Raw genomic sequence first — 19,916 nt, 5'->3', positions numbered from 1 at the left:
GGGGACGCGGCTCCATGGAATAAAGAGCGCCACCCGGGTGAGCGGCCGGCTCCCGCGGCAGCGCGCACGGGCTCGCGAACGCGCAGGTCGTAGGACCAACGGCGGAGCCGGGTCCGGCCGAAACTCAGTGGGCGTTGTCAGCGCCGGTCCGTAGGCTCGCGGTGATGCCCACGACACGTGCAACCACCGAGGACCGTTCCGCCGTACGCACCCTGGCGCGGCTGTGGCCCTACGTCCGGCCCGTCCGCGCCCGGCTGTTCACGGCCGCTTTCGTCGCGGTCGTCGCCTCCTGCACCGGGCTGGTGATCCCGCTCGTCCTGAAGTGGATGGTCGACGGACCGGTCGCCGGACGGGATCCGGCCGGGGTCTGGCTCGGGGCCCTCTGCCTCCTCCTGCTCGGTGTCGCCGAGGCGGTCCTGTTCGGGATACGGCGCTGGCTGGTGGCCCGCCCGCTGTCGCACGTCGAGGCGGAGATGCGGGCCGGTCTCTACCGGCACCTCCAACGCCTGCCGGTCGCCTTCCACGACCGCTGGGCGTCCGGCCAGCTGCTCTCCCGGGGTACGACCGACCTGATGCTGGTGCGGATGTTCCTGGCCTTCCCGCTGACCTTCCTGCTGGTCAACAGCGTCACGATCCTCGTCGGCGTGGTGATCATGCTGGTGCAGGACTGGACGCTGGGCCTGGTCGTCCTCGTGCCCGCGGTCCCCGTCATGTGGACCTGCGTGATCTTCGAGCGACGCTACGCGGAGGTGGCCCGGCGCGCCCAGGACCAGGTCGGCGACCTGACCACGGTGGTCGAGGAGAGCGTGCTCGGCATCCGCATCATCAAGGGCTTCGGCCACCACCGCAGCCAGGCGCGGGCGTTCCGCGATCTGGCGGTCACCCTGCGCGGCACCGAACTGCGCAAGGCACGGCTGCTCGCCACCATCTGGGGGGTCATCGTCACCCTGCCCGAGGTGGCGATCGGGGCGGCCCTGGTCCTCGGCGCCGTGCAGGTGGCCGACGGGGACCTGTCGGCGGGCACGCTGGTCGCCTTCCTCAGCACGGCGCTCGCGCTGCGGTGGCCGGTGGACTCGATCGGGTTCCTGCTCGCCATGAGCCAGGAGGCGGCGACAGCGACCGAGCGGTACTTCGAGGTGCTGGACGAGACGCCGGAGGACGGCCCGGCCGGCGGCGAGGCGCCCGGCCCGGCAGCGCGGGGCGCCACCGCGCCGGGGGAGGCGCGTCCGGCGGCCGCGCGCGGTCTGCGCTTCGAGGACGTGCGGTTCCGCTACCCCGACGCACCCCCCGGCTCCCCGCCCCTGCTCACCGGCATCGACCTGCACATCCGGCCCGGCGAGTCCATGGCCCTCGTCGGGGCCACCGGCAGCGGCAAGACGACGCTCACCGCCCTCGTGCCACGCCTGCACGACGTCACCTCCGGCAGCATCACCCTCGACGGCGTCGACATCACCGCGATGCCCCGCGAGGAACTGCGCGCCCGGGTGGCCGTGGCCTTCGAGGAACCCACGCTGTTCTCCACGACCGTCGGTGAGAACGTCCTCATGGGCGCGGCGGACGGCGCCGGGCAGAAGGAACTCGACCGGGCCCTCGCCGTGGCCCAGGCCGAGTTCGCGCACGACCTGCCGGACGGCACCGGCACCCGCGTCGGCGAACAGGGCCTCAGCCTCTCCGGCGGCCAGCGGCAGCGGCTCGCGCTGGCCCGGGCGGTGGTCGGCCGGCCGGAGTTCCTCGTGCTGGACGACCCGCTGTCCGCCCTGGACGTGCACACCGAGGCCGCCGTGGAGGCGGCACTGCGCCAGGTCCTCTCCGACACCACCGCCCTGATCGTGGCCCACCGGCCGTCCACGGTGCTGCTCGCCGACCGGGTCGCCCTGCTCTCGGACGGCCGGATCGCCGCCGTCGGCACCCACCACGAACTGCTCCGCGACAACGCCGAGTACGCCCGTCTGATGTCCGGGGAATCCGAGGAACAGGAGGACACCCGTTGACCACGACCGCCTCCACCCCCACCGTCGCCGAGGACGACGAACATCCCCGCCCGCAGAACACCGGCGACCCCTTCGACCGGGACGTCCTGCCCGCCCCGCCCGGCGCCACCTCCGCGCTGCTGCGCTCCCTGCTCGCACCGATGAAGGCCCGCGCGGCCCTCACCACCCTCCTGCTGCTGCTCCAGCAGGCCGCCGTGCAGACGGGCCCGCTGCTGGTGGCGTACGCCATCGACAACGCCGTCCCCGCGTTCCGGGACCACCGGCACGGTCCGCTGCTCGCGGTCGGTGCCGGCTATCTGCTGTGCGCCGTCGCCTCCGGCGTGCTCCAGTTCGCGTTCATCGAGACCTCCGCCCGGGTCAGCCAGGACGTCCTGCTCGACCTGCGCGGCCGGATCTTCCGGCACGCGCAGGCGCTGAGCGTCGACTTCCACGAGCGGTACACCTCGGGCCGGCTGATCTCCCGCTCCACCACGGACGTCGAGTCGCTGCGGGAACTCCTCGAGGAGGGTCTCCAGGAGCTGGTGACCGTCGTGCTGTCCTTCGTCTACATCTCGGCGATGCTGCTGTGGCTCGACCTCGGCCTGGGCGCGGTCGCGGTGGCCTCCTTCGTGCCGCTGTACCTGCTGGTCCGGCTCTACCAGCGGCGCGCGGGACGGGTGTTCCGGGCACGCTCCACGGCGATCGCCGCGGTCATCGTCAAGTTCGTGGAGACGATGAACGGCATCCGGCCGGTGCGCGCGTTCCGTCGGGAGGCCGCCAACGAGGGCGAGTTCGCCGTCCTCAACGAGCGGCACGAGCGGACGAACGGCGACTCGCTGCTGGAGATGGCCCGCTATGTGGTCGGCTCGCGTCTGGTCGCCAACACGGCGGTCGCGGGGATCGTGCTGTGGGGCGCCTACCGGGTGGCGTCCGGCTCGCTGGAACTGGGCGTGCTGGCGGCGGCGGTGCTGTACCTGCGCCGGCTGTACGACCCGATCGACCGGCTCGGGATGTTCCTGAACTCCTACCAGTCGGCCGCCGCCTCCCTGGAGAAGATCGCCGGGCTGCTGGCGCAGACCCCGTCGGTGCCGGAGCCGTCGGCACCCCGCGAACTGCCCGCGGCGAAGGCCGGGTTCCCCGGGCGCGACGTGGTCTTCGACGGCGTCCGCTTCGCCTACCGCACCGGCGGCGAGGTGCTGTCCCGCTTCGACCTGACCCTGCCGGCCGGGCAGACCGTCGCCGTCGTCGGCACCACCGGCGCCGGCAAGTCCACCCTGGCCAAGCTCCTCGCCCGGTTCTACGACCCCTCCGAGGGACGCGTGCTGCTGGACGGGGTCGACCTGCGCGAGCTGCCCGTGCCCGAGCTGCGGCGCGGAGTGGTGATGGTGACGCAGGAGGCGTTCCTGTTCTCCGGCACGGTGGCGGACAACATCGCGATCGGCCGTCCCGACGCCGACCGGGAGGAGATCGAGCGGGCCGCGAAGGCGATCGGCGCGCACGAGTTCATCAGCGCGCTGCCCGACGGCTACGACACCGACGTCCGCAAGCGCGGCGGGCGGATCTCGGCCGGTCAGCGTCAGCTCGTGGCGTTCGCCCGCGCGCTGCTCGCCGACCCGGCCGTGCTGATCCTGGACGAGGCGACCAGCTCCCTGGACATCCCGGGCGAACGGGCCGTGCAGCGGGCGATGTCGACGGTGCTGAAGGGACGTACCGCCGTGGTGATCGCGCACCGGCTGTCCACCGTGGAGATCGCGGACCGGGTGCTCGTGATGGAGCACGGCCGGATCGTCGAGGACGGCCACCCCGACGAGCTGATCGCCGGCACGGGCAGATTCGCCGACCTGCACCGGGCCTGGCGGGACAGCCTGGCCTGACCCACGGATCCGGCCCGGCGCGAGCCGGGCCGGATCACGGCACCCCGAGCTCGAACAGGGCGTAACCCGCGTACGAGCCGGAGGCGACGGCCGCGATGCCGAGGAGGGTGCACTGCAGGGGCAGGCTCAGCCGTCGCAAGCCGAACGCCAGCGGCAGGAACAGCGGGAAGCAGGGCAGCAGGTAGCGGGAGATGTTGGCGACGATCTGCTGGCTGCCGAGCACCAGGGCGAGCGTGAGGACGGTGTACACGACCAGCACCGCCGGCGGGCGCAGCCGCACCAGCAACGGCAGCAGCGCGCAGGCGAGCAGGATGACGGCGACCGAGATGACGTCCGCGAAGGGGTAGGCGAAGAGGTAGTCGAACTTGCCCACCGGTACGGACGTCAGTACGTCCCAGGTCTGCTTGCCGTAGTCGAAGCTGTGCGCCCAGGCACCCGACTGGAGTGTGAAGTAGCCGCCCAGGTCGCCCATGCGGTCGCCGACCCAGAGCAGATAGCCGAGCAGCCCGAGCGGTGCCAGTGCGAGGGCGACCAGCGGGCGCAGGGCGCTGTCCTCCCGGCGGCGCAGGGACAGCAGCGCGGCGACGGCCAGCGCGGCGATCAGCGCGGCGGCCGTGGGCCGGTTGAGGCCGGCCGCGAAGGTGAGCAGCCCGGCCGTGAGCCAGCTGCGGGTCAGGACGGCGTAGCAGGCCCAGGCGGCCAGGGCCACGTACAGGGAGTCGGAGTAGACCGCCCACTCCACGCCCGAGCCCGGCCACACCGCCCACAGCCCGGCCGCGGCGAGCCCGGCCCGCCGGCCGCCGAGGCGCTCGGCGACGGCGTAGATGCCGAGGGCGGCGGTGAAGGACGCCACGATCGAGACCAGCAGGCCGGCGCCGTACGAGCCGAGCCCGGTGACCGCTGAGGTCATCCGGATCAGCGCCGGATAGAGCGGGAAGAACGCCGCCGAGTTGCCCTCCAGCGTGATCAGGCCGGTGGCGCCGGGTACCGGGACGAGTCTCGGGTCGTAACCGTGCAGGGCGATCTGCTGGTACCACCAGCCGTCCCAGGTCGCGAGCACGTCCCAGGCGTGCGCGCCGCCGCCGAACCGGGGGTGCTTGGTGCGGTAGTCCCCGGCGGACGACAGCAGGTACATGAAGGAGCAGAAACCGGCCAGTTTGAGCGCGCCGAACAGGGCGAGGACCGGGCCGTGCCGGCGGACGGCGGCCCTCAGCCGGTCACCGGGCTCGGGCCGGGGGGCGGAGGCCAGGGTGCGGGGCAGGGTCGCGGTCACCGGGGCACCGCCACGGTACGCGGCCGGCGGCGGCCGAGCGCGCGCCGCATCCGCGCGATCCCGCGCAGGTCCGCCAGCGCGGTCGCGAGGACGTCCACGCTGCTGTCGGGGTCGTCGACCCAGTCCACCGGGACCTCGTGGATCCTGAGGCCCGCCCGCTCGGCCAGCACCAGCAGCTCGGTGTCGAAGAACCACTCCCCGTCCCGCACCAGTGGCAGCAGCCGCTCGGCGGCCTCGCGGCGCACCGCCTTGAACCCGCACTGCGCGTCGGAGAAGCCGACGGCGAGCGTGCAGCGCAGCAGCACGTTGTAGCAGCGGGATATGACCTCCCGCCTGGCCCCGCGCACCACCCGGGCGCCGGGGGCGAGCCGGGTGCCGATGGCCAGGTCGGAGTGGCCGGATATGAGCGGGGCGACCAGCGGCAGCAGCGCGGCGAGCCCGGTCGACAGGTCCACGTCCAGGTAGGCCAGCACCGGGGCGCGCGAACCCGACCAGGCTGCGCGCAGCGCCCGGCCGCGTCCCTTCTCGGGCAGCCGGAGCGCGGCCACCTCGGGCAGCTCCTCGGCGAGCCGTGCGGCGATCAGCGGGGTGCGGTCGGTGCTCGCGTTGTCCGCGACGGTGATCCGGAACGGGTAGGGGAAGGTGTCCCGCAAATGCGCGTGCAGCCGGCGGACGTTCGGCTCCAGGTCCTTCTCCTCGTTGAACACCGGCACGGCCACGTCCAGGACGGGCTCCTCGTGGTGCGCCGGCAGGGGCGCGCGCCGGGGCACGGGGGCCGCGACGGGTGGCCGGCCCGGTCGGATGTCTGTCACGTGAGTCCCTCGGTGTCGTCGGTCGTCGGGCGTGCCGCGGGCACGCGGGGGAGCGGCAGGACGGTGGCGGGCTAACCGTTCGGGCCGGCCGGAGTGGTCTCCGGCGCCGTGGCCGGCGGTGTGGTGCCGTCGTCCCCGGGCGTGGCCGTCGCCGTGGCGGTCGCCGTATCGGGCGGCGGCTGCACGGTGCTGGTGACCGAACTCCCGCCGCTGATCGGGGGCTCGGAGGTGGTCGGGTCGCCGTTGGGCGTCGGGAGCTCCGACGTCGCCGGTGCGGACGGGGTCGCGCTCGGCGTCGGGGTCGACGAGGTCGTCGTGCTCGGCTCCGTCAGCGGCCGGGGTTGCGGCGCGCTGGGCCGGTCGTCGGTGTGGCCGTGCGGCCACAGGAACAGGCCCAGTCCCAGCCCGGCCACCGCCAGGACGGAACCGGCCGCCCGGCGTACGGCCCGCACCCGTCGGCGCGTCCGGACGCCCGCCCGCAACCGTTCCCGGTGCCGGACGTCGAAGGACGCCTGCTCCCGGCCGGAGTGCATCAGCCGGCTCAGCTGCCGCTCGAAGTGGTCGTGGTGGTCCTCGTGCGCCGGCCCGTCGCCGTGCTCGCCGAGGCGCCGGTGTCCCTCGCGGTCCCGGTGATCTGCGCGGTCCGTGCCGTCCAGGTGCTCCATGCGGTCCATGGGTCTCTCCCTCACCCCACCGGCTCGATGACGTCGGCCAGGAGCCGGCGCAGCCGGGCCACCCCGCGCGCGGCGTGGGACCGGGCCGTGCCCACCGGGCAGCCCAGCACCTCCGCGACCTGCCGGTCCGGCAGGTCCTGGTAGTAGCGCAGCACCACGGCGGCGCGCTGCTGCGGTGTCAGCTGCGCGAGCGCCGCCTCCAGCCGGGAACGCTCCGCCACGGTCGCCGACACGTCGCCGGCCGCCGCCACCTCGGGCAGCTCGTCCACGGGGCGTTCGCCCCACCAGCGCCGCCGGGCGGAGCGGGCCGCGGCCCGGGCCAGCACCTTGCGGACGTACGCCTCCGGTGCCTCGTCGGCGACCTTCGGCCAGACGAACCACAGCTTCACCAGGGACTCCTGCAACAGGTCCTCGGCCCGGTGCCGGTCCCCGCCGGTGAGCAGACGGGCCAGATGGAACAGCACCGACCAGCGGGCCGCCACGAACGCGTCGTACTCACCGGCCCTCGTCTGCTCCATCCCCACGGTCCCCGTCCTCGCCGGCTGTCTACACCAGGGGAAAGGCCCTGGACCCCCCCCGAGTGCTGCACCCGGTCGGCGTGATCCGCGTCACGCACAGCCCGCGCACAGGCTCGGGGAGTGTCCCGCACAGCCGTACGGACGGGTCCGGAGGGCCCGCGGTGACATCGCGCCCAGGAGTTCAGGCGACCTTGAGCAGCAGTACCGCGCGGGCCGGGACCGTGATCTCCACGCCCGCCGTGTGGACCGTGCCCGGGGCTTCGGTCTGCTCCTCCCGGGAGGTGTCCACGACGACCTCGTACCGCTCCGCCCACGGCGGGCCCGGCAGCACGAAGCCCGTCGGCCGGTCGCCCGCGTGCAGTACCGCGAGGAAGCTGTCGTCCACGACCGGCGCGCCCCGTTCGTCCCGGCCCGGGATGTCCCGCCCGGAGAGGTACATGCCGAGCGTGGCCGCGGGCGCGTACCAGTCGCCCTCGGTCATCTCCGCGCCCCGCGAGGTGAACCAGGCGAGGTCCCGCAGCCCGTCCGCCGAGTGGGCCCGGCCGGAGAAGAATGCGCGGCGGCGCAGCACCGGGTGCCGGTGGCGCAGCGCGATCAGCCGCGAGGTCAGCTCGTACAGCGCCCGCCAGCCGGGTTCCCGCAGCAGCGACCAGTCCAGCCAGCTGATCTCGTTGTCCTGGCAGTAGGCGTTGTTGTTGCCGCGCTGGGTGCGGCCCAGTTCGTCACCGGCGACCAGCATGGGCACCCCGGTGGACAGCAGCAGCGTGGTCAGGAGGTTGCGCAGCTGCCTGCGCCGCAGCGCCCGTACCCGCTCGTCGCCGGTCTCGCCCTCCGTGCCGCAGTTCCAGGAGCGGTTGTCGCCGGTGCCGTCCCGGTTGTTCTCGCCGTTGGCCTCGTTGTGCTTGCGTTGGTACGACACCAGGTCGCGCAGGGTGAACCCGTCGTGCGCGGTGACGAAGTTGACCGAGGCGTACGGGCGGCGGCCGCCCCACGCGTACAGATCGCTGGAGCCGGACAGGCGGTAGCCCATCTCGCGGACGTCCGGCAGGGCGTGCCGCCAGAAGTCCCGTACCGCGTCGCGGTAGCGGTCGTTCCACTCCGTCCACAGCGGGGGGAACGCGCCCACCTGGTAGCCGCCCGAGCCGATGTCCCAGGGCTCGGCGATCAGCTTCATCCGGCGCAGCACCGGGTCCTGGGCGATGACCGCGAGGAAGGGGGAGAGCATGTCGACGTCGTGCATCGAACGGGCGAGCGCCGCCGCGAGGTCGAACCGGAACCCGTCGACGCCCATCTCCGTGACCCAGTAGCGCAGCGAGTCCGTGATCAGGCGCAGGACCTGGGGCTGGACGACGTGCAGGGTGTTGCCGCAGCCGGTGTAGTCGGCGTAGCGGCGGGCATCGCCCTGGAGCCGGTAGTAGCCGCGGTTGTCGATGCCCTTCAGGGACAGGGTCGGGCCCAGCTCGCCCGCCTCCGCCGTGTGGTTGTAGACCACGTCGAGGATGACCTCGATACCGGCCGCGTGCAGGGCGCGCACCATCCGCTTGAACTCGCCGACCTGCTGGCCGGTCGTACCGGAGGCCGCGTAGGCCGCGTGCGGGGCGAAGTAGCCGATGGAGTTGTAGCCCCAGTAGTTCTTCAGGCCCCGGCGCAGCAGGTGGTCCTCGTGCGCGAACTGGTGGACGGGCAGCAGCTCCACGGCCGTGACGCCGAGCCGCACCAGGTGCTCGATCGCGGCCGGATGGGCCAGGCCGGCGTAGGTGCCGCGCAGTTCCTCGGGGATGTCCGGGTGCAGCGCGGTGAAGCCGCGCACATGCAGTTCGTAGATCACCGAGTCCGCCCACGGCGTCTTGGGGCGGCGGTCGTCGGACCAGTCGTCGTCGTCGTGGACGACGACCCCCTTCGGCACGTACGGCGCCGAGTCCCGTTCGTCCCGCACGGTGTCCGCGACATGCTGCTCGGGCCAGTCCCGGACGTGCCCGTACACCTCGGGCGGCAGCCGGAACTCCCCGTCCACCGCCCGGGCGTACGGGTCGAGCAGCAGCTTGGCCGGGTTCCAGCGGGCGCCGGTCCAGGGGTCCCAGCGGCCGTCCACCCGGTAGCCGTACCGCTGTCCGGGCATCACGCCGGGCACGAAGCCGTGCCAGATCTCGTGCGTCAGTTCGGTCAGCGGGATCCGGGTCTCCCGGCCCCGCTCGTCGAACAGGCACACCCGGACCGCCTCCGCCCCGGCCGCCCACAGGGCGAAGTTGGTGCCCGCGACCCCGTCCGGGCCCACCCGGAACCGGGCCCCCAGCGGGGTCGGCGCACCCGGCCACACGGCCGGTGCGGGCGGTACGGCCCGCCGGGAGCCGTTCACCGCCGCCGGTTGCCCGCTCCCGGCCGGCTCCCCGGCCGGTGCCCGCTGCTCGGCTGCGCTCGTCACCTTGTCGGCCCCTCTTTCAGTGGCTCGCCCCCGGGGCGGCGCAGTCGGCCGTGCCCGGGGGCCGGGCGTGCCTGCCGGCACCCCTGACCACCCGACACGGCTGCGCCCCGACGGCTCCGGCGCGGGCGCGGCGGCTCCCCAACGTGTCGTCCTTCCCTCTGTTCTGCCCAATGCTTGGGTCGCACTCACGTTTCCCCGGAGCGTGCGCCGTCGTTGAGTCCCGCGTGAGGCACGTACAAGGACGCGCGCGGCGCGCGCTGGCCGCGCTGGCCGCGGCAGTGATGTGGACAGGGCTGACGGCAGGCTGCTCGGCGGACGGCTCGGGCCCGCTGGGTATCGGCGGATCGCTGGGCAAACCCCCGGCTCCCGAGGACGTCATCCGTGTCACCCCGGACGACGGCAGCAAGGCCGTACGGCCCGACAGCCGGCTGCGGGTGCGGGTGCCGGGCGGACGCCTGGAGAAGGTGACCGTCGTCCGGTCGCAGGACGCGCAGGACACCCCGGTCCCCGGCCGTATCAGCGGCGACGGCCTGACCTGGCAGCCCGAGGAGGCCAAGCTGGCGCTCGCCGCCAAGTACACCGTCGACGTGGTCGCGCTCGACTCCCGGGGCCGCCGCTCGGCCCGGCACACCACCTTCACCACCTACGTCCCCGACCAGCGGTTCATCGGCTACGTCACCCCGGAGAACCGCTCCGTGGTCGGCACCGGGATGATCGTCTCCCTCGCCTTCAGCCGGGAGATCACCGACCGTGCCGCCGTCGAGCGCGCCGTCCACGTCAGCGCGCGGCCCCCCGTCGAGATCCGCCCGCACTGGTTCGGCAAGGACCGTCTGGACTTCCGCCCCGAGCGCTACTGGAAGCCCGGCACCGAGGTCACCGTCGACCTGGACCTGCGGGACGTCGAAGGCGCGCGCGGCGCCTACGGGCTGCAGGACAAGACGTTCTCGTTCACCGTCGGCCGCAGCCAGGTCTCCTTGGTCGACGCCGCCAAGCACACCATGGACGTACGGCGCGACGGGCAGCTCCTCGCCACGGTCCCGATCACGGCGGGCGCCCCCAAGCACCCGACGTACAACGGGAAGATGGTGGTGATGGACATGCTGGAGGTCACCCGCATGAACAGCCAGACGGTGGGCTTCGGCGGCGAGTACGACATCCCCGACGTCCCGCACGCCATGAAGCTGACCGACTCCGGCACCTTCCTGCACGGCAACTACTGGGCCCCGGACGCTCCCGGCCAGGTCAACGTCAGCCACGGCTGCGTGGGGTTGATGGATGTCAAGGGCGGCAGTTCGGACACCCCGGCGGGCTGGTTCTTCGACCGCAGTCTCGTCGGTGACGTCGTCGAGGTGGTGCACAGCAAGGACAAAACCGTCTCACCCGACAACGGGCTCGGCGGGTGGAACATGACCTGGAAGGTGTGGAAAGCGGGCAGCGCGGTGAAGTAACCGGGTGAGGGGCCGGGTTCGGGGCGAGGGGGTCAGGCGGAAGTTGCGACGGAACGGTGACATACGCCTGACACCCGCCTCATGACCAGGCGGTTAATATGCGCGCACCAGTGTGGTGGGGAGCGGACCTGGCCAGGTCCGGCGAGGGGGAGTGCGAGTTGAACGTGCGGCCTGTTTCGGGGGCGTCGGTGGCGGAGCGGCGAGGTCGTAGGGGACTGGTGATGGTGGCCGGCGCTCTCGTGCTGACGCTCGCCGCGTGCGGCGGGGGCGGTGACGACAAGGCGGGGCCGGGGGACGGCAAGGACAAGGGCGCGACCCAGCAGGGCAAGCAGTCCACGGCCGCCGTCAGCATCGTGCCCAAGTCCGGTGCCACGGGCGTCGACACGAGCGGCGCCCTCAAGGTGGCCGTCGCCAAGGGCAAGCTGACCGAGGTGACCGTCAAGGACGCCAAGGGCGCGAAGATCGACGGCGTCATATCCGGCGGCGGCGCCTCGTGGACGCCGTCGACCCATCTGGCCGCCGGCACCAAGTACACGGTGCACGCGGTCGCGAAGGACTCCGAGGGCCGCGCGGCCGCCGAGGACTCCAGTTTCACCACGCTGACCCCGAAGAACACCTTCACCGGTTACTTCACCCCCGAGGACGGTTCCACCGTCGGTGTGGGCATGCCGTTCTCCATACGTTTCACGCGGGGCATCACCAGCCCGGACGCCGTGGAGAAGGCGATCCGCATCAAGACCGAGCCGGCCGTCGACGTCGAGGGCCACTGGTTCGGCAACGACCGCCTGGACTTCCGTCCCGAGAACTACTGGAAGTCCGGCACCAAGGTCACCGTCGACCTCGACCTGGACGGCGTCGAGGGCCGCGACGGCGTCTACGGCGAACAGCACAAGACCGTGAAGTTCACCATCGGCCGCAACCAGGTCTCCGTCGTGGACGCGAAGAAGCACACGATGAAGGTCACCCAGGACGGCAAGGTCATCAAGACCATCCCGGTCACCACGGGCAAGCCCGGCTACGAGACCTGGAACGGCCAGATGGTCATGAGCGAGAAGCTCGCCGTCACCCGGATGAACGGCGAGACCGTCGGCTACGGCGGCGAGTACGACATCAAGGACGTGCCGCACGCCATCCGCCTCACCACCTCCGGCACCTTCATCCACGGCAACTACTGGGGCGGCGGCGCCTTCGGCAACTACAACGCCAGCCACGGGTGCGTGGGCCTGCGCGACGTGCGCGGCGGCTACGACAAGGGCGTCCCGGCGGCGTGGTTCTTCAACCACTCCATCGTCGGCGACGTGGTGGTGGTGAAGAAGTCCCACGACCGCACGGTGGACCCGGCCAACGGCCTCAACGGCTGGAACATGTCCTGGGCCGACTGGAAGAAGTGAACCCCGCCCGACGAACGGGCCCGGTGCTGTGAGGAACGGCACCGGGCCCGTTCCCGTTAGTCCCCGTTAACCTGCTCACCATGACCGTCTCTCTCGAAGTCGCCGAAGGCGTCGGAACCCTGCGCCTGGACCGGCCCCCGATGAACGCGCTGGACATCGCCACGCAGGACCGGCTGAAGGAACTCGCCGAGGAGGCCACGCGCCGCGACGACGTGCGCGCCGTGGTGATCTACGGCGGCGAGCGGGTGTTCGCGGCGGGCGCGGACATCAAGGAGATGCAGAACATGGACCACGCCGGGATGGTCCGGCGTGCCCGCGCCCTGCAGGACTCCTTCACCGCCGTGGCCCGCATCCCCAAGCCGGTCGTCGCGGCGATCACCGGGTACGCGCTCGGCGGCGGCTGCGAGCTCGCCCTGTGCGCCGACTACCGCATCGCCGCCGACAACGCCAAGCTCGGCCAGCCCGAGATCCTGCTCGGCCTGATCCCGGGCGCCGGCGGCACCCAGCGGCTGCCCCGGCTGGTCGGACCGTCCAGGGCCAAGGACCTCATTTTCACGGGCCGTCAGGTCAAGGCGGACGAGGCCCTCACGATCGGCCTGGTCGACCGTGTCGTGCCGGCCGCCGAGGTGTACGAGCAGGCGCACGCCTGGGCCGCGAAGCTCGCCCAGGGTCCGGCGATCGCGCTGCGCGCCGCCAAGGAGTCCGTCGACACCGGCCTGGAGACCGACCTCGACACCGGCCTCGCCGTCGAACGGAACTGGTTCGCGGGTCTGTTCGCCACCGAGGACCGCGAGCGGGGCATGCGCAGCTTCGTCGAGGAAGGGCCGGGCAAGGCCAAGTTCCTGTGACGCCCACGGGGTGAACTTCTCCGTAACTCGTCCCGGAACCCTTGCAATTGACACGGCGTCTTACCCGGGTCCCCCGATGGGGCGGTTTATGGAAGCCTTAAGGCAACCTTAAGCCTGTCTTGTCGGGGCGTTCCGGCGATTGCCCGCAAGTGGCCCGTCGTCGCAGGTCAACCGGGATGTACCGGATGTCGGCATGCCCTCGGCATATGCCGCTCGCCGAGCGCACGGCAGGGGCGTACGGGGGGCGTATTCCTCCGGAACGGCCCCCAAGACGGCTCCGGGCGGCCATCATGGGGGCATGGCGGGGCTGGAGGGCATCGAACAGCCGCGGGGACACAGCCGTGCGGCCGCGGCACGATGGTCGCCTGCGGTCGAGGACGAACAGGCGCTCAAGGCGCTCGAACTGTTCGGCAACCCGACGGAGGCGGAAGTACCGCTGCCGTCCCGCCCGGAGTCCGCCGCCACCGCCCGCCGGCTCGCCCAGGTCGTCGTCCTGCGCACCTGGCGGCTGACCCCGAAGCTCACCGAGGACGCCGTCCTGCTCGTGTCGGAACTCGTCGGCAACGCCGTACGGCACACCGGTGCACGCGTCTTCGGTCTGCGCATGCGCCGCCGCCCCGGCTGGATCCGCGTGGAGGTCCGCGATCCCTCCCGCGGGCTGCCCTGCCTGATGCCCGTTCAGGAGATGGACGTCAGCGGCCGCGGACTGTTCCTCGTCGACAAACTCTCCGACCGGTGGGGCGTGGACCTGCTGCCGCGCGGCAAGACCACCTGGTTCGAGATGCGGGTCGCCGACCGCTAGGGCCTGCCGTTTGGATCATGCCCGCGTCGCGTACGCACCCCGCGACCCGATAACACCCCGAACCGGCTAATCGGCGGTTTTCTTACTCTTCACCCCTTAAATGGTGCGGGTGACCACGACCAACCGACGCGAGGTGCTGCGCGCGGGCGCCGGGCTCGTCACCGGCGGCACGCTGGCCGCCGGCTGCGGCTCCGGACGGGCCGCCCAGGCCACCACGCCGGCCGACGCGTCCACCCCCCTGTCCCCGCCCGACGCCTCCGTGTCCGGCCGGCCGGCGGCCACCGCCCGGACTGCGCCCGCACCCCGGGCCTACCCCGGACAGCCGGCCCAGATCACCCACGGCCCGCGCACCCGCCCCCAGGTCGCCCTCACCTTCCACGGCCAGGGCGACCCCGCCCTCGCCCACTCCCTGCTGAGCACAGCCGAGAAGCGCGGCGCCCGCCTCACCGTGCTCGCCGTCGGCACCTGGCTGGACGAGCACCCGGACGTCGCCCGCCGCATCCTCGACGGCGGCCACGACCTCGGCAACCACACCCAGCGCCACGTCTCCGTCAACGCCATGTCACAGGCGTCGGCGCGCAAGGAGATCACCGACTGCGCCGACCGGCTCCGGCGGCTCACCGGCTCCATCGGCACCTGGTTCCGCCCCTCGCGCGCGCCCACCGCCTCACCGCTCGTCGCCGGGCTGGCCCGCGCCGCCGGCTACCCGCACGTGCTGTCGTACGACGTCGACTCGCTCGACTACACCCGCCCCGGCGCCGCCGCCGTCACCCGCAAGGTCCTCGCCGACGTGACCAACGGGTCCGTGGTGAGCCTGCACTTCGGCTATCCGGACACGGTCGCCGCCCTGCCCGACGTCCTCCACGAACTCGACCGCCGCGGACTGCGCGCGGTCACCACCACGGAGCTGCTGAGCTGATGAGAACCACGAAAGCCGCCCGCCTGCTGGCCGCCGGCGCCGCCCTCACCGCCCTGACGCTGCTCTCGGCGTGCGGCGGCGGGCAGGAGCCCCCCGAGAACGCGGCCCCCGCCAGCAAGGCGCCGGTCCAGCCGCGGGCCAAGCAGCCCCAGGTGAACGTACTGCCCGGCATGCCGCCGGTGGAGGACCCGACCGACGTCTACGCCGCCGACCGGCCGAACCGGCTCTCGCCCGTGGTCAAGGACTTCCCCTCCCGGGTGTACGTCCCCAACACCCAGTCCGACACGGTCACCGTCATCGACCCGAAGACCTACCGGGTGATCGAGACCATCCCCGTCGGGCACCAGCCCCAGCACGTCGTACCGTCCTGGGACCTGAAGACCCTCTGGGTCAACAACGACCTCGGCAACAGCCTCACCCCCATCGACCCGCGCACCGGCCGGGCGGGCAAGCCGGTCGAGGTGCACGACCCGTACAACCTCTACTTCACCCCCGACGGCAAGTACGCCGTCGTCATGGCCTCCATGGACCGCGAACTCGTCTTCCGCGACGCCCACACGATGAAGGTCGTCAAGGCCGTCCCGGTCAGCTGCTACGGCGTCAACCACGCCGACTTCTCGGTCGACGGCCGCTACTTCATCGTCTCCTGCGAGTTCAGCGGCGAGATCCTCAAGGTCGACACCGCGGCCATGAAGGTGGTCGCGCAGGAGAAACTGCCGTTCCAGGGCGCGATGCCGCAGGACGTGAAGATCTCCCCGGACGGCAAGCTGTTCTACATCGCCGACATGATGGCCAACGGCCTGTGGATCCTCGACGGCGACAAGTTCACCAGGCCCCGGTTCCTCGCCACCGGCAAGGGCACCCACGGCCTGTACGTCAGCCGGGACTCCCGCGAGATGTACATCTCCAACCGCGGCGAGGGCACGATCTCCCTCTTCGACTTCACCCGCAACCGCCTCACCAAGAAGTGGCGCCTGCCCGGCGGCGGCAGCCCCGACATGGGCGGGGTCTCCGCCGACGGCAAGGTCCTGTGGCTGTCCGGCCGCTACAACGCCGAGGTCTACGCCATCGACACCAGCACCGGCGCGGAACTCGCCCGCATCAAGGTCGGCAGCGGCCCGCACGGCCTCGCCGTCTACCCCCAGCCGGGCCGCTACTCGCTCGGGCACACCGGCATCTTCCGCTGACCCGGCCGCAGCAGCGCCTCCGAGCCCACCGGCCGGTACCCGGACGCCTGGAACGCCCGCATGCTGCGGGCGTTCCCCGCCGCCACCTGGGCCCACACCGGCTCCCCGGCCAACTGCCGGGCCGCCGTCACCAGCGCCCGCCCCAGCCCCCGGTGCCGGTGCTCCTCCGCCACCTCCACGGCCACCTCCAGCCGGCCCGCGACCCCTCGCCCCAGCACCAGCAGCCCGCCGTCCGCGGTCCACACCCGGACCGCGTCGCGACGCCGGCGCGAGCTACGCACCCGGGGGTGGGCCGGGTCGTCGAGCGCGCGCAGGGGGATCCCGGGAGTCCCCGACAGCGGGGCACCCACCAGCAGGACGTCCACGGTGTCGGTGAGGCGGCCCGTCCGGTCCAGCAGCGCGGTCAGGAAACGGGGGCTCATCGCTGCGGCCAGGGCGTCGCTCCCGCACTCGGCCGCGCGCAGCGTCCCGCGCACCCAGCGAGGGTCCTCGTCGGTGAACACGACCGAGTGCCCGGTGAACGCGATCACCCCTGCGTCCCGCTCCGAGGGCTGCGGTACGACCGTCGTCCGGCCGTCCGCCGGCGGGAAGGCGCCGCGCGCCGCCGCGTCGAGAATGTCCCGCAAGGTCTCCAAGGCCCGCTCCTTCGGTCTCGGCCCACTGGACGGCCCAGACTCGCAGGCGCGGAGCCCGGGTGGGTGGCCGAGGCACTGCGCGTCCGGCCGGGCCGTTAATCTGACCTGCGTCAGTACGCCAGCACGGCACGAGAAACACGACCAAAAGGGGCGGATCGGTGGCGGACATCGAAGAAGCACGCAAGGAGTTCCAGCGGATCGACGCGGACGGTGACGGGTTCATCACCGCGGCCGAGTTCAAGTCCGCCCTGGCGCAGGGTGGTGACTGGAACGTCACCGAGACGGTGGCCGAGAGCATCATCGGCACCCGCGACCTGAACGGCGACAAGGTCCTGTCGTTCGACGAGTTCTGGGCCTACCTGAACAAGTAGTCCCGGTCCGCCGGAACCCTGGCGTGCCCCGGAGGGGGTGCCCGTCCCGCGAGCAGCGGGAGGGGCACCCCCTCCGCGCTGTTCCGGCCCCCTCACCCGATTGCCGGGGCCGCGGAATACACCCCCGCCCCGCCGGAGTTGACGCCGGTCGGACGTATGCGTGTGCATCGATACCCGGAGGGCATGTCATGAAGATCGGCATCATCGGCGCGGGCAACATCGGCGGCAACCTCACCCGGCGGCTCACCGCCCTCGGTCACGACGTCCTCGTGGCCAACTCCCGCGGACCCGAGACGCTCAAGGAACTGGCCGAGGAGACCGGCGCCACCGCGGTCCGCGCCGAAGAGGCGGCCGAGGGTGCCGAGGTCGTCGTCGTCACCGTTCCCCTGAAGGCCGTACCGGACCTGCCCGCCGGCCTGCTTGCCGGCGCGGCCGAGGGCGCCGCGGTGATCGACACCGGCAACTACTACCCGCAGCAGCGCGACGGCCGGATCGCCGGCATCGAGGACGAGGGCCTCACCGAGAGCCGCTGGACCGAACGCCACCTGGGCCGCCCGGTGATCAAGGCCTTCAACGGCACCTTCGCCCAGGACATCCTGGACCGCCCCCGCCCGGCGGGCGATCCCGGCCGCATGGCCCTCCCGGTCGCCGGCGACGACGAGCCGGCCAAGGCCAGGGTCCGGGCCCTGATCGACGAGCTCGGCTTCGACACGGTCGACGCGGGCGGCATCGACGACTCCTGGCGCCAGCAGCCGGGCACCCCGGTGTACGGGCTGCGCGGGGACGTGGCCGCGGTCCGCAAGGCCCTCGCGGAGGCCTCTCCGGAACGCCCGGCGGACTTCCGCGGCTGACCCGCACGCGGTTCGTCTCCCGCACGGGAAGGGGGCGGCGCGCGTCGACGGGGTGTCGACGTGCGCCGCCCCCCTCGGGTGCGGGTCGCGGGAGCCGGCCCGCGCTCTCACCGCGGCTACTTCGAATCGCGGTCGAACCTCGCGGTCGACCAGAAGTACCCGAGCACCGCGAGGCCCACGCACCAGGCGACGGCGAGCCAGCCGTGGTGACCGATCCCGGTGCCGAGCAGCAGACCGCGCAGGGTCTCGATGGCGGGCGTGAACGGCTGGTACTCGGCGATCGGCCGGAACCAGCCCGGCATCGCGTCGACGGGGACGAAGGCGCTGGACAGCAGCGGCAGCAGGATCAGCGGCATCGCGTTGTTGCCGGCGGCCTCGGCGTTCGGGCTGACGAGCCCCATGCCGACGGCGATCCAGGTGAGCGCCGTGGCGAAGAGCACGAGCAGTCCGAACGCCGCGAGCCACTCCAGCACGGTGGCGTCGGTGGAGCGGAAGCCGATGGCCACGGCGACGGCGCCGACGAGGACCACGCTCAGGACCGACTGGAGCACGCTGCCCACGACGTGCCCGACGAGCACCGAACCGCGGTGGATCGCCATCGTCCGGAAGCGGGCGATGATGCCCTCGGTCATGTCGGTGGAGACGGACACCGCGGTCCCGACCACGGTGCTGCCGATGGTCATCAGCAGCAGCCCCGGGACGATGTAGGCGATGTAGGCGGAGCGGTCCGGTCTGCCGCCGCCGATGCCCGCGCTCATGGTGTCGCCGAAGACGTAGACGAAGAGCAGCAGCAGCATGATCGGGGTCAGCAGCAGGTTCAGGGTGAGCGACGGGTAGCGCCGGGCGTGCAGGAGGTTGCGGCGCAGCATCGTGACGCAGTCGCGTACGGCGAGGGAGAAACCGTTCGGGCGGGCGGGGGCCAGGGATGCGCTCATCGGACGGACTCCTTGGACTGGTTCGGCTGGTCGGGGATGCCTGCGCCGCCGGTCAGGGCGAAGAAGACGTCGTCGAGGTCGGGGGTGTGCACGGTCAGTTCGTCGGCCTCGACGCCGACCGTGTCCAGCCGGTCGAGGAGGGAACGCAGTGCCCGCTGGCCGCCGTCGCCCGGGACCTGCAGCGCGAGGGCCTCGTCGTCCCGGACGGCCTCGCCCAGGGCGGAGACGGCGCTCCGGTACACGGCCGGGTCGGTGAAACGCAGCCGCACGTGTCCGCCGGGAACCAGCCGCTTCAGCTCCTCGGCCGTGCCCTCGGCGGCGATCCCGCCGTCGTGCAGCACGGCGATCCGGTCGGCGAGCTCGTCGGCCTCCTCCAGGTACTGGGTGGTGAGGAAGACGGTGACACCGCCCGTGACGAGTTCGCGGATGATCTGCCACATGGTGTGCCGGGAGCGCGGGTCGAGCCCCGTGGTCGGCTCGTCGAGGAAGATGACCCGCGGGGCGCCGACCAGGGTCATGGCGATGTCGAGGCGGCGCTTCATACCGCCGGAGTAGGTGGCGGCCGGCTTCCTCGCGGCCTCGCCGAGGTCGAAGCGCTCCAGCAGTTCGGCGGCGACCCGTCGTCCCTCGCGGCGGGAGAGGTGGTGCAGGTCCGCCATGAGGAGCATGTTCTCCTCGCCGGTGATCAGGCCGTCGACGGCGGAGAACTGCCCGGTGACGCCGATCGCGGCGCGCACGGCCCGCGGGTCCCTGGCGAGGTCGTGGCCGGCGACCCGGATCGGGCCGGAGCCGGGGCCGGGGGAGACGAGGGTGGAGAGGATCTTGACGACGGTCGTCTTGCCGGCGCCGTTCGGGCCGAGCAGGGAGAAGATCGTTCCCTGTGGGACGGCCAGGTCGACACCGTCGAGGACGGTCTTGTCGCCGTAGGACTTGCGCAGTTCGTGCGCCGCGATGGCCGAGTCGGTCATGAGAGTGCCCCCTGATGC

Annotated in this window: 17 protein-coding genes and 1 pseudogene; 10 read left to right on the top strand and 8 right to left on the bottom strand. The window is 72.5% G+C overall.

Going from position 1 to position 19,916, the window contains the following annotated elements; all coding sequences use genetic code 11:
• Nucleotides 1–164: 164 nt before the first annotated feature.
• On the top strand, nucleotides 165–1,991 hold the full coding sequence (locus tag BLW57_RS13110) for an ABC transporter ATP-binding protein (RefSeq protein WP_093474570.1): 1,827 nt from the start codon (nucleotides 165–167) through the stop codon (nucleotides 1,989–1,991).
• On the top strand, nucleotides 1,988–3,844 hold the full coding sequence (locus BLW57_RS13105; protein WP_093474569.1) for an ABC transporter ATP-binding protein: 1,857 nt from the start codon (nucleotides 1,988–1,990) through the stop codon (nucleotides 3,842–3,844). Before BLW57_RS13110 ends, BLW57_RS13105 begins: the two co-directional genes overlap by 4 nt.
• Before the next feature lie 34 nt (nucleotides 3,845–3,878).
• Here BLW57_RS13105 and BLW57_RS13100 read toward each other — a convergent pair whose 3' ends face one another.
• The 5 genes and pseudogenes from BLW57_RS13100 to glgX all read right to left on the bottom strand — a co-directional run bounded on the left by BLW57_RS13100 (nucleotide 3,879) and on the right by glgX (nucleotide 9,543).
• Nucleotides 3,879–5,093: a glycosyltransferase family 39 protein gene (locus BLW57_RS13100; RefSeq protein ID WP_256339815.1), complete on the bottom strand. Its 1,215-nt coding sequence runs from the start codon at nucleotides 5,091–5,093 to the stop codon at nucleotides 3,879–3,881.
• A 29-nt stretch (nucleotides 5,094–5,122) separates the two neighbouring features.
• Nucleotides 5,123–5,869: pseudogene (locus BLW57_RS13095) on the bottom strand (dolichyl-phosphate beta-glucosyltransferase); the annotation flags it as partial.
• Nucleotides 5,870–6,000: 131 nt separating this feature from the next.
• Nucleotides 6,001–6,603: a hypothetical protein gene (locus BLW57_RS13090; protein ID WP_176985567.1), complete on the bottom strand. Its 603-nt coding sequence runs from the start codon at nucleotides 6,601–6,603 to the stop codon at nucleotides 6,001–6,003.
• A gap of 11 nt (nucleotides 6,604–6,614) precedes the next feature.
• Nucleotides 6,615–7,121, bottom strand: coding sequence for a SigE family RNA polymerase sigma factor (locus BLW57_RS13085; RefSeq protein ID WP_073889700.1), 507 nt, complete (start codon nucleotides 7,119–7,121; stop codon nucleotides 6,615–6,617).
• Nucleotides 7,122–7,302: 181 nt separating this feature from the next.
• Complete coding sequence (gene glgX / locus BLW57_RS13080) at nucleotides 7,303–9,543, bottom strand: glycogen debranching protein GlgX (RefSeq protein WP_176985566.1); 2,241 nt, start codon at nucleotides 9,541–9,543, stop codon at nucleotides 7,303–7,305.
• Nucleotides 9,544–9,767: 224 nt separating this feature from the next.
• On the opposite strand from glgX, the gene BLW57_RS13075 reads away from it, so the two are divergent.
• The 6 genes from BLW57_RS13075 to BLW57_RS13050 all read left to right on the top strand — a co-directional run bounded on the left by BLW57_RS13075 (nucleotide 9,768) and on the right by BLW57_RS13050 (nucleotide 16,138).
• Nucleotides 9,768–10,991: a L,D-transpeptidase gene (locus BLW57_RS13075; protein WP_093474566.1), complete on the top strand. Its 1,224-nt coding sequence runs from the start codon at nucleotides 9,768–9,770 to the stop codon at nucleotides 10,989–10,991.
• Nucleotides 10,992–11,149: 158 nt separating this feature from the next.
• The gene (locus tag BLW57_RS13070) at nucleotides 11,150–12,382 is read left to right on the top strand and encodes a L,D-transpeptidase (RefSeq protein WP_371127855.1); all 1,233 of its coding nucleotides are present in this window, start codon (nucleotides 11,150–11,152) and stop codon (nucleotides 12,380–12,382) included.
• Nucleotides 12,383–12,462: 80 nt separating this feature from the next.
• A complete protein-coding gene (locus BLW57_RS13065) occupies nucleotides 12,463–13,230 on the top strand; it encodes an enoyl-CoA hydratase/isomerase family protein (RefSeq protein ID WP_093474563.1) in 768 nt (255 codons plus the stop codon).
• Between the two features lie 298 nt (nucleotides 13,231–13,528).
• A complete protein-coding gene (locus tag BLW57_RS13060) occupies nucleotides 13,529–14,032 on the top strand; it encodes an ATP-binding protein (protein WP_055710475.1) in 504 nt (167 codons plus the stop codon).
• Between the two features lie 100 nt (nucleotides 14,033–14,132).
• On the top strand, nucleotides 14,133–14,951 hold the full coding sequence (locus BLW57_RS13055) for a polysaccharide deacetylase family protein (protein ID WP_093474560.1): 819 nt from the start codon (nucleotides 14,133–14,135) through the stop codon (nucleotides 14,949–14,951).
• On the top strand, nucleotides 14,951–16,138 hold the full coding sequence (locus BLW57_RS13050) for a YncE family protein (protein WP_093474558.1): 1,188 nt from the start codon (nucleotides 14,951–14,953) through the stop codon (nucleotides 16,136–16,138). The genes BLW57_RS13055 and BLW57_RS13050 overlap by 1 nt, the downstream gene beginning before the upstream one ends.
• On the opposite strand, the gene BLW57_RS13045 is transcribed toward BLW57_RS13050, so the two are convergent.
• Nucleotides 16,105–16,773 (bottom strand): GNAT family N-acetyltransferase, encoded by a 669-nt coding sequence (locus BLW57_RS13045; RefSeq protein ID WP_093474557.1) that lies wholly within the window; start codon nucleotides 16,771–16,773, stop codon nucleotides 16,105–16,107. The two genes, BLW57_RS13050 and BLW57_RS13045, sit on opposite strands and share 34 nt — an antisense overlap.
• 158 nt (nucleotides 16,774–16,931) lie before the next feature.
• Between BLW57_RS13045 and BLW57_RS13040 the strand changes: the two genes are divergently transcribed.
• Nucleotides 16,932–17,144: an EF-hand domain-containing protein gene (locus BLW57_RS13040; RefSeq protein ID WP_093474555.1), complete on the top strand. Its 213-nt coding sequence runs from the start codon at nucleotides 16,932–16,934 to the stop codon at nucleotides 17,142–17,144.
• Nucleotides 17,145–17,332: 188 nt separating this feature from the next.
• A complete protein-coding gene (locus BLW57_RS13035) occupies nucleotides 17,333–17,995 on the top strand; it encodes an NADPH-dependent F420 reductase (RefSeq protein ID WP_093474554.1) in 663 nt (220 codons plus the stop codon).
• Nucleotides 17,996–18,111: 116 nt separating this feature from the next.
• Here the strand turns inward: BLW57_RS13035 and BLW57_RS13030 are convergent, their stop codons facing one another.
• Together BLW57_RS13030 and BLW57_RS13025 are read right to left on the bottom strand one after the other, a co-directional pair.
• Nucleotides 18,112–18,930, bottom strand: a complete 819-nt coding sequence (locus BLW57_RS13030; RefSeq protein ID WP_093474553.1) for an ABC transporter permease — start codon at nucleotides 18,928–18,930, stop codon at nucleotides 18,112–18,114.
• The gene (locus tag BLW57_RS13025; RefSeq protein WP_093474551.1) at nucleotides 18,927–19,898 is read right to left on the bottom strand and encodes an ATP-binding cassette domain-containing protein; all 972 of its coding nucleotides are present in this window, start codon (nucleotides 19,896–19,898) and stop codon (nucleotides 18,927–18,929) included. Before BLW57_RS13025 ends, BLW57_RS13030 begins: the two co-directional genes overlap by 4 nt.
• Nucleotides 19,899–19,916: the final 18 nt, after the last annotated feature.

Origin of the sequence: Streptomyces sp. 1222.5, assembly GCF_900105245.1 — a bacterium.
In the GTDB taxonomy this organism is placed as follows: domain Bacteria; phylum Actinomycetota; class Actinomycetes; order Streptomycetales; family Streptomycetaceae; genus Streptomyces; species Streptomyces albidocamelliae.
This window is presented reverse-complemented; position numbering and strand designations above follow the sequence as displayed.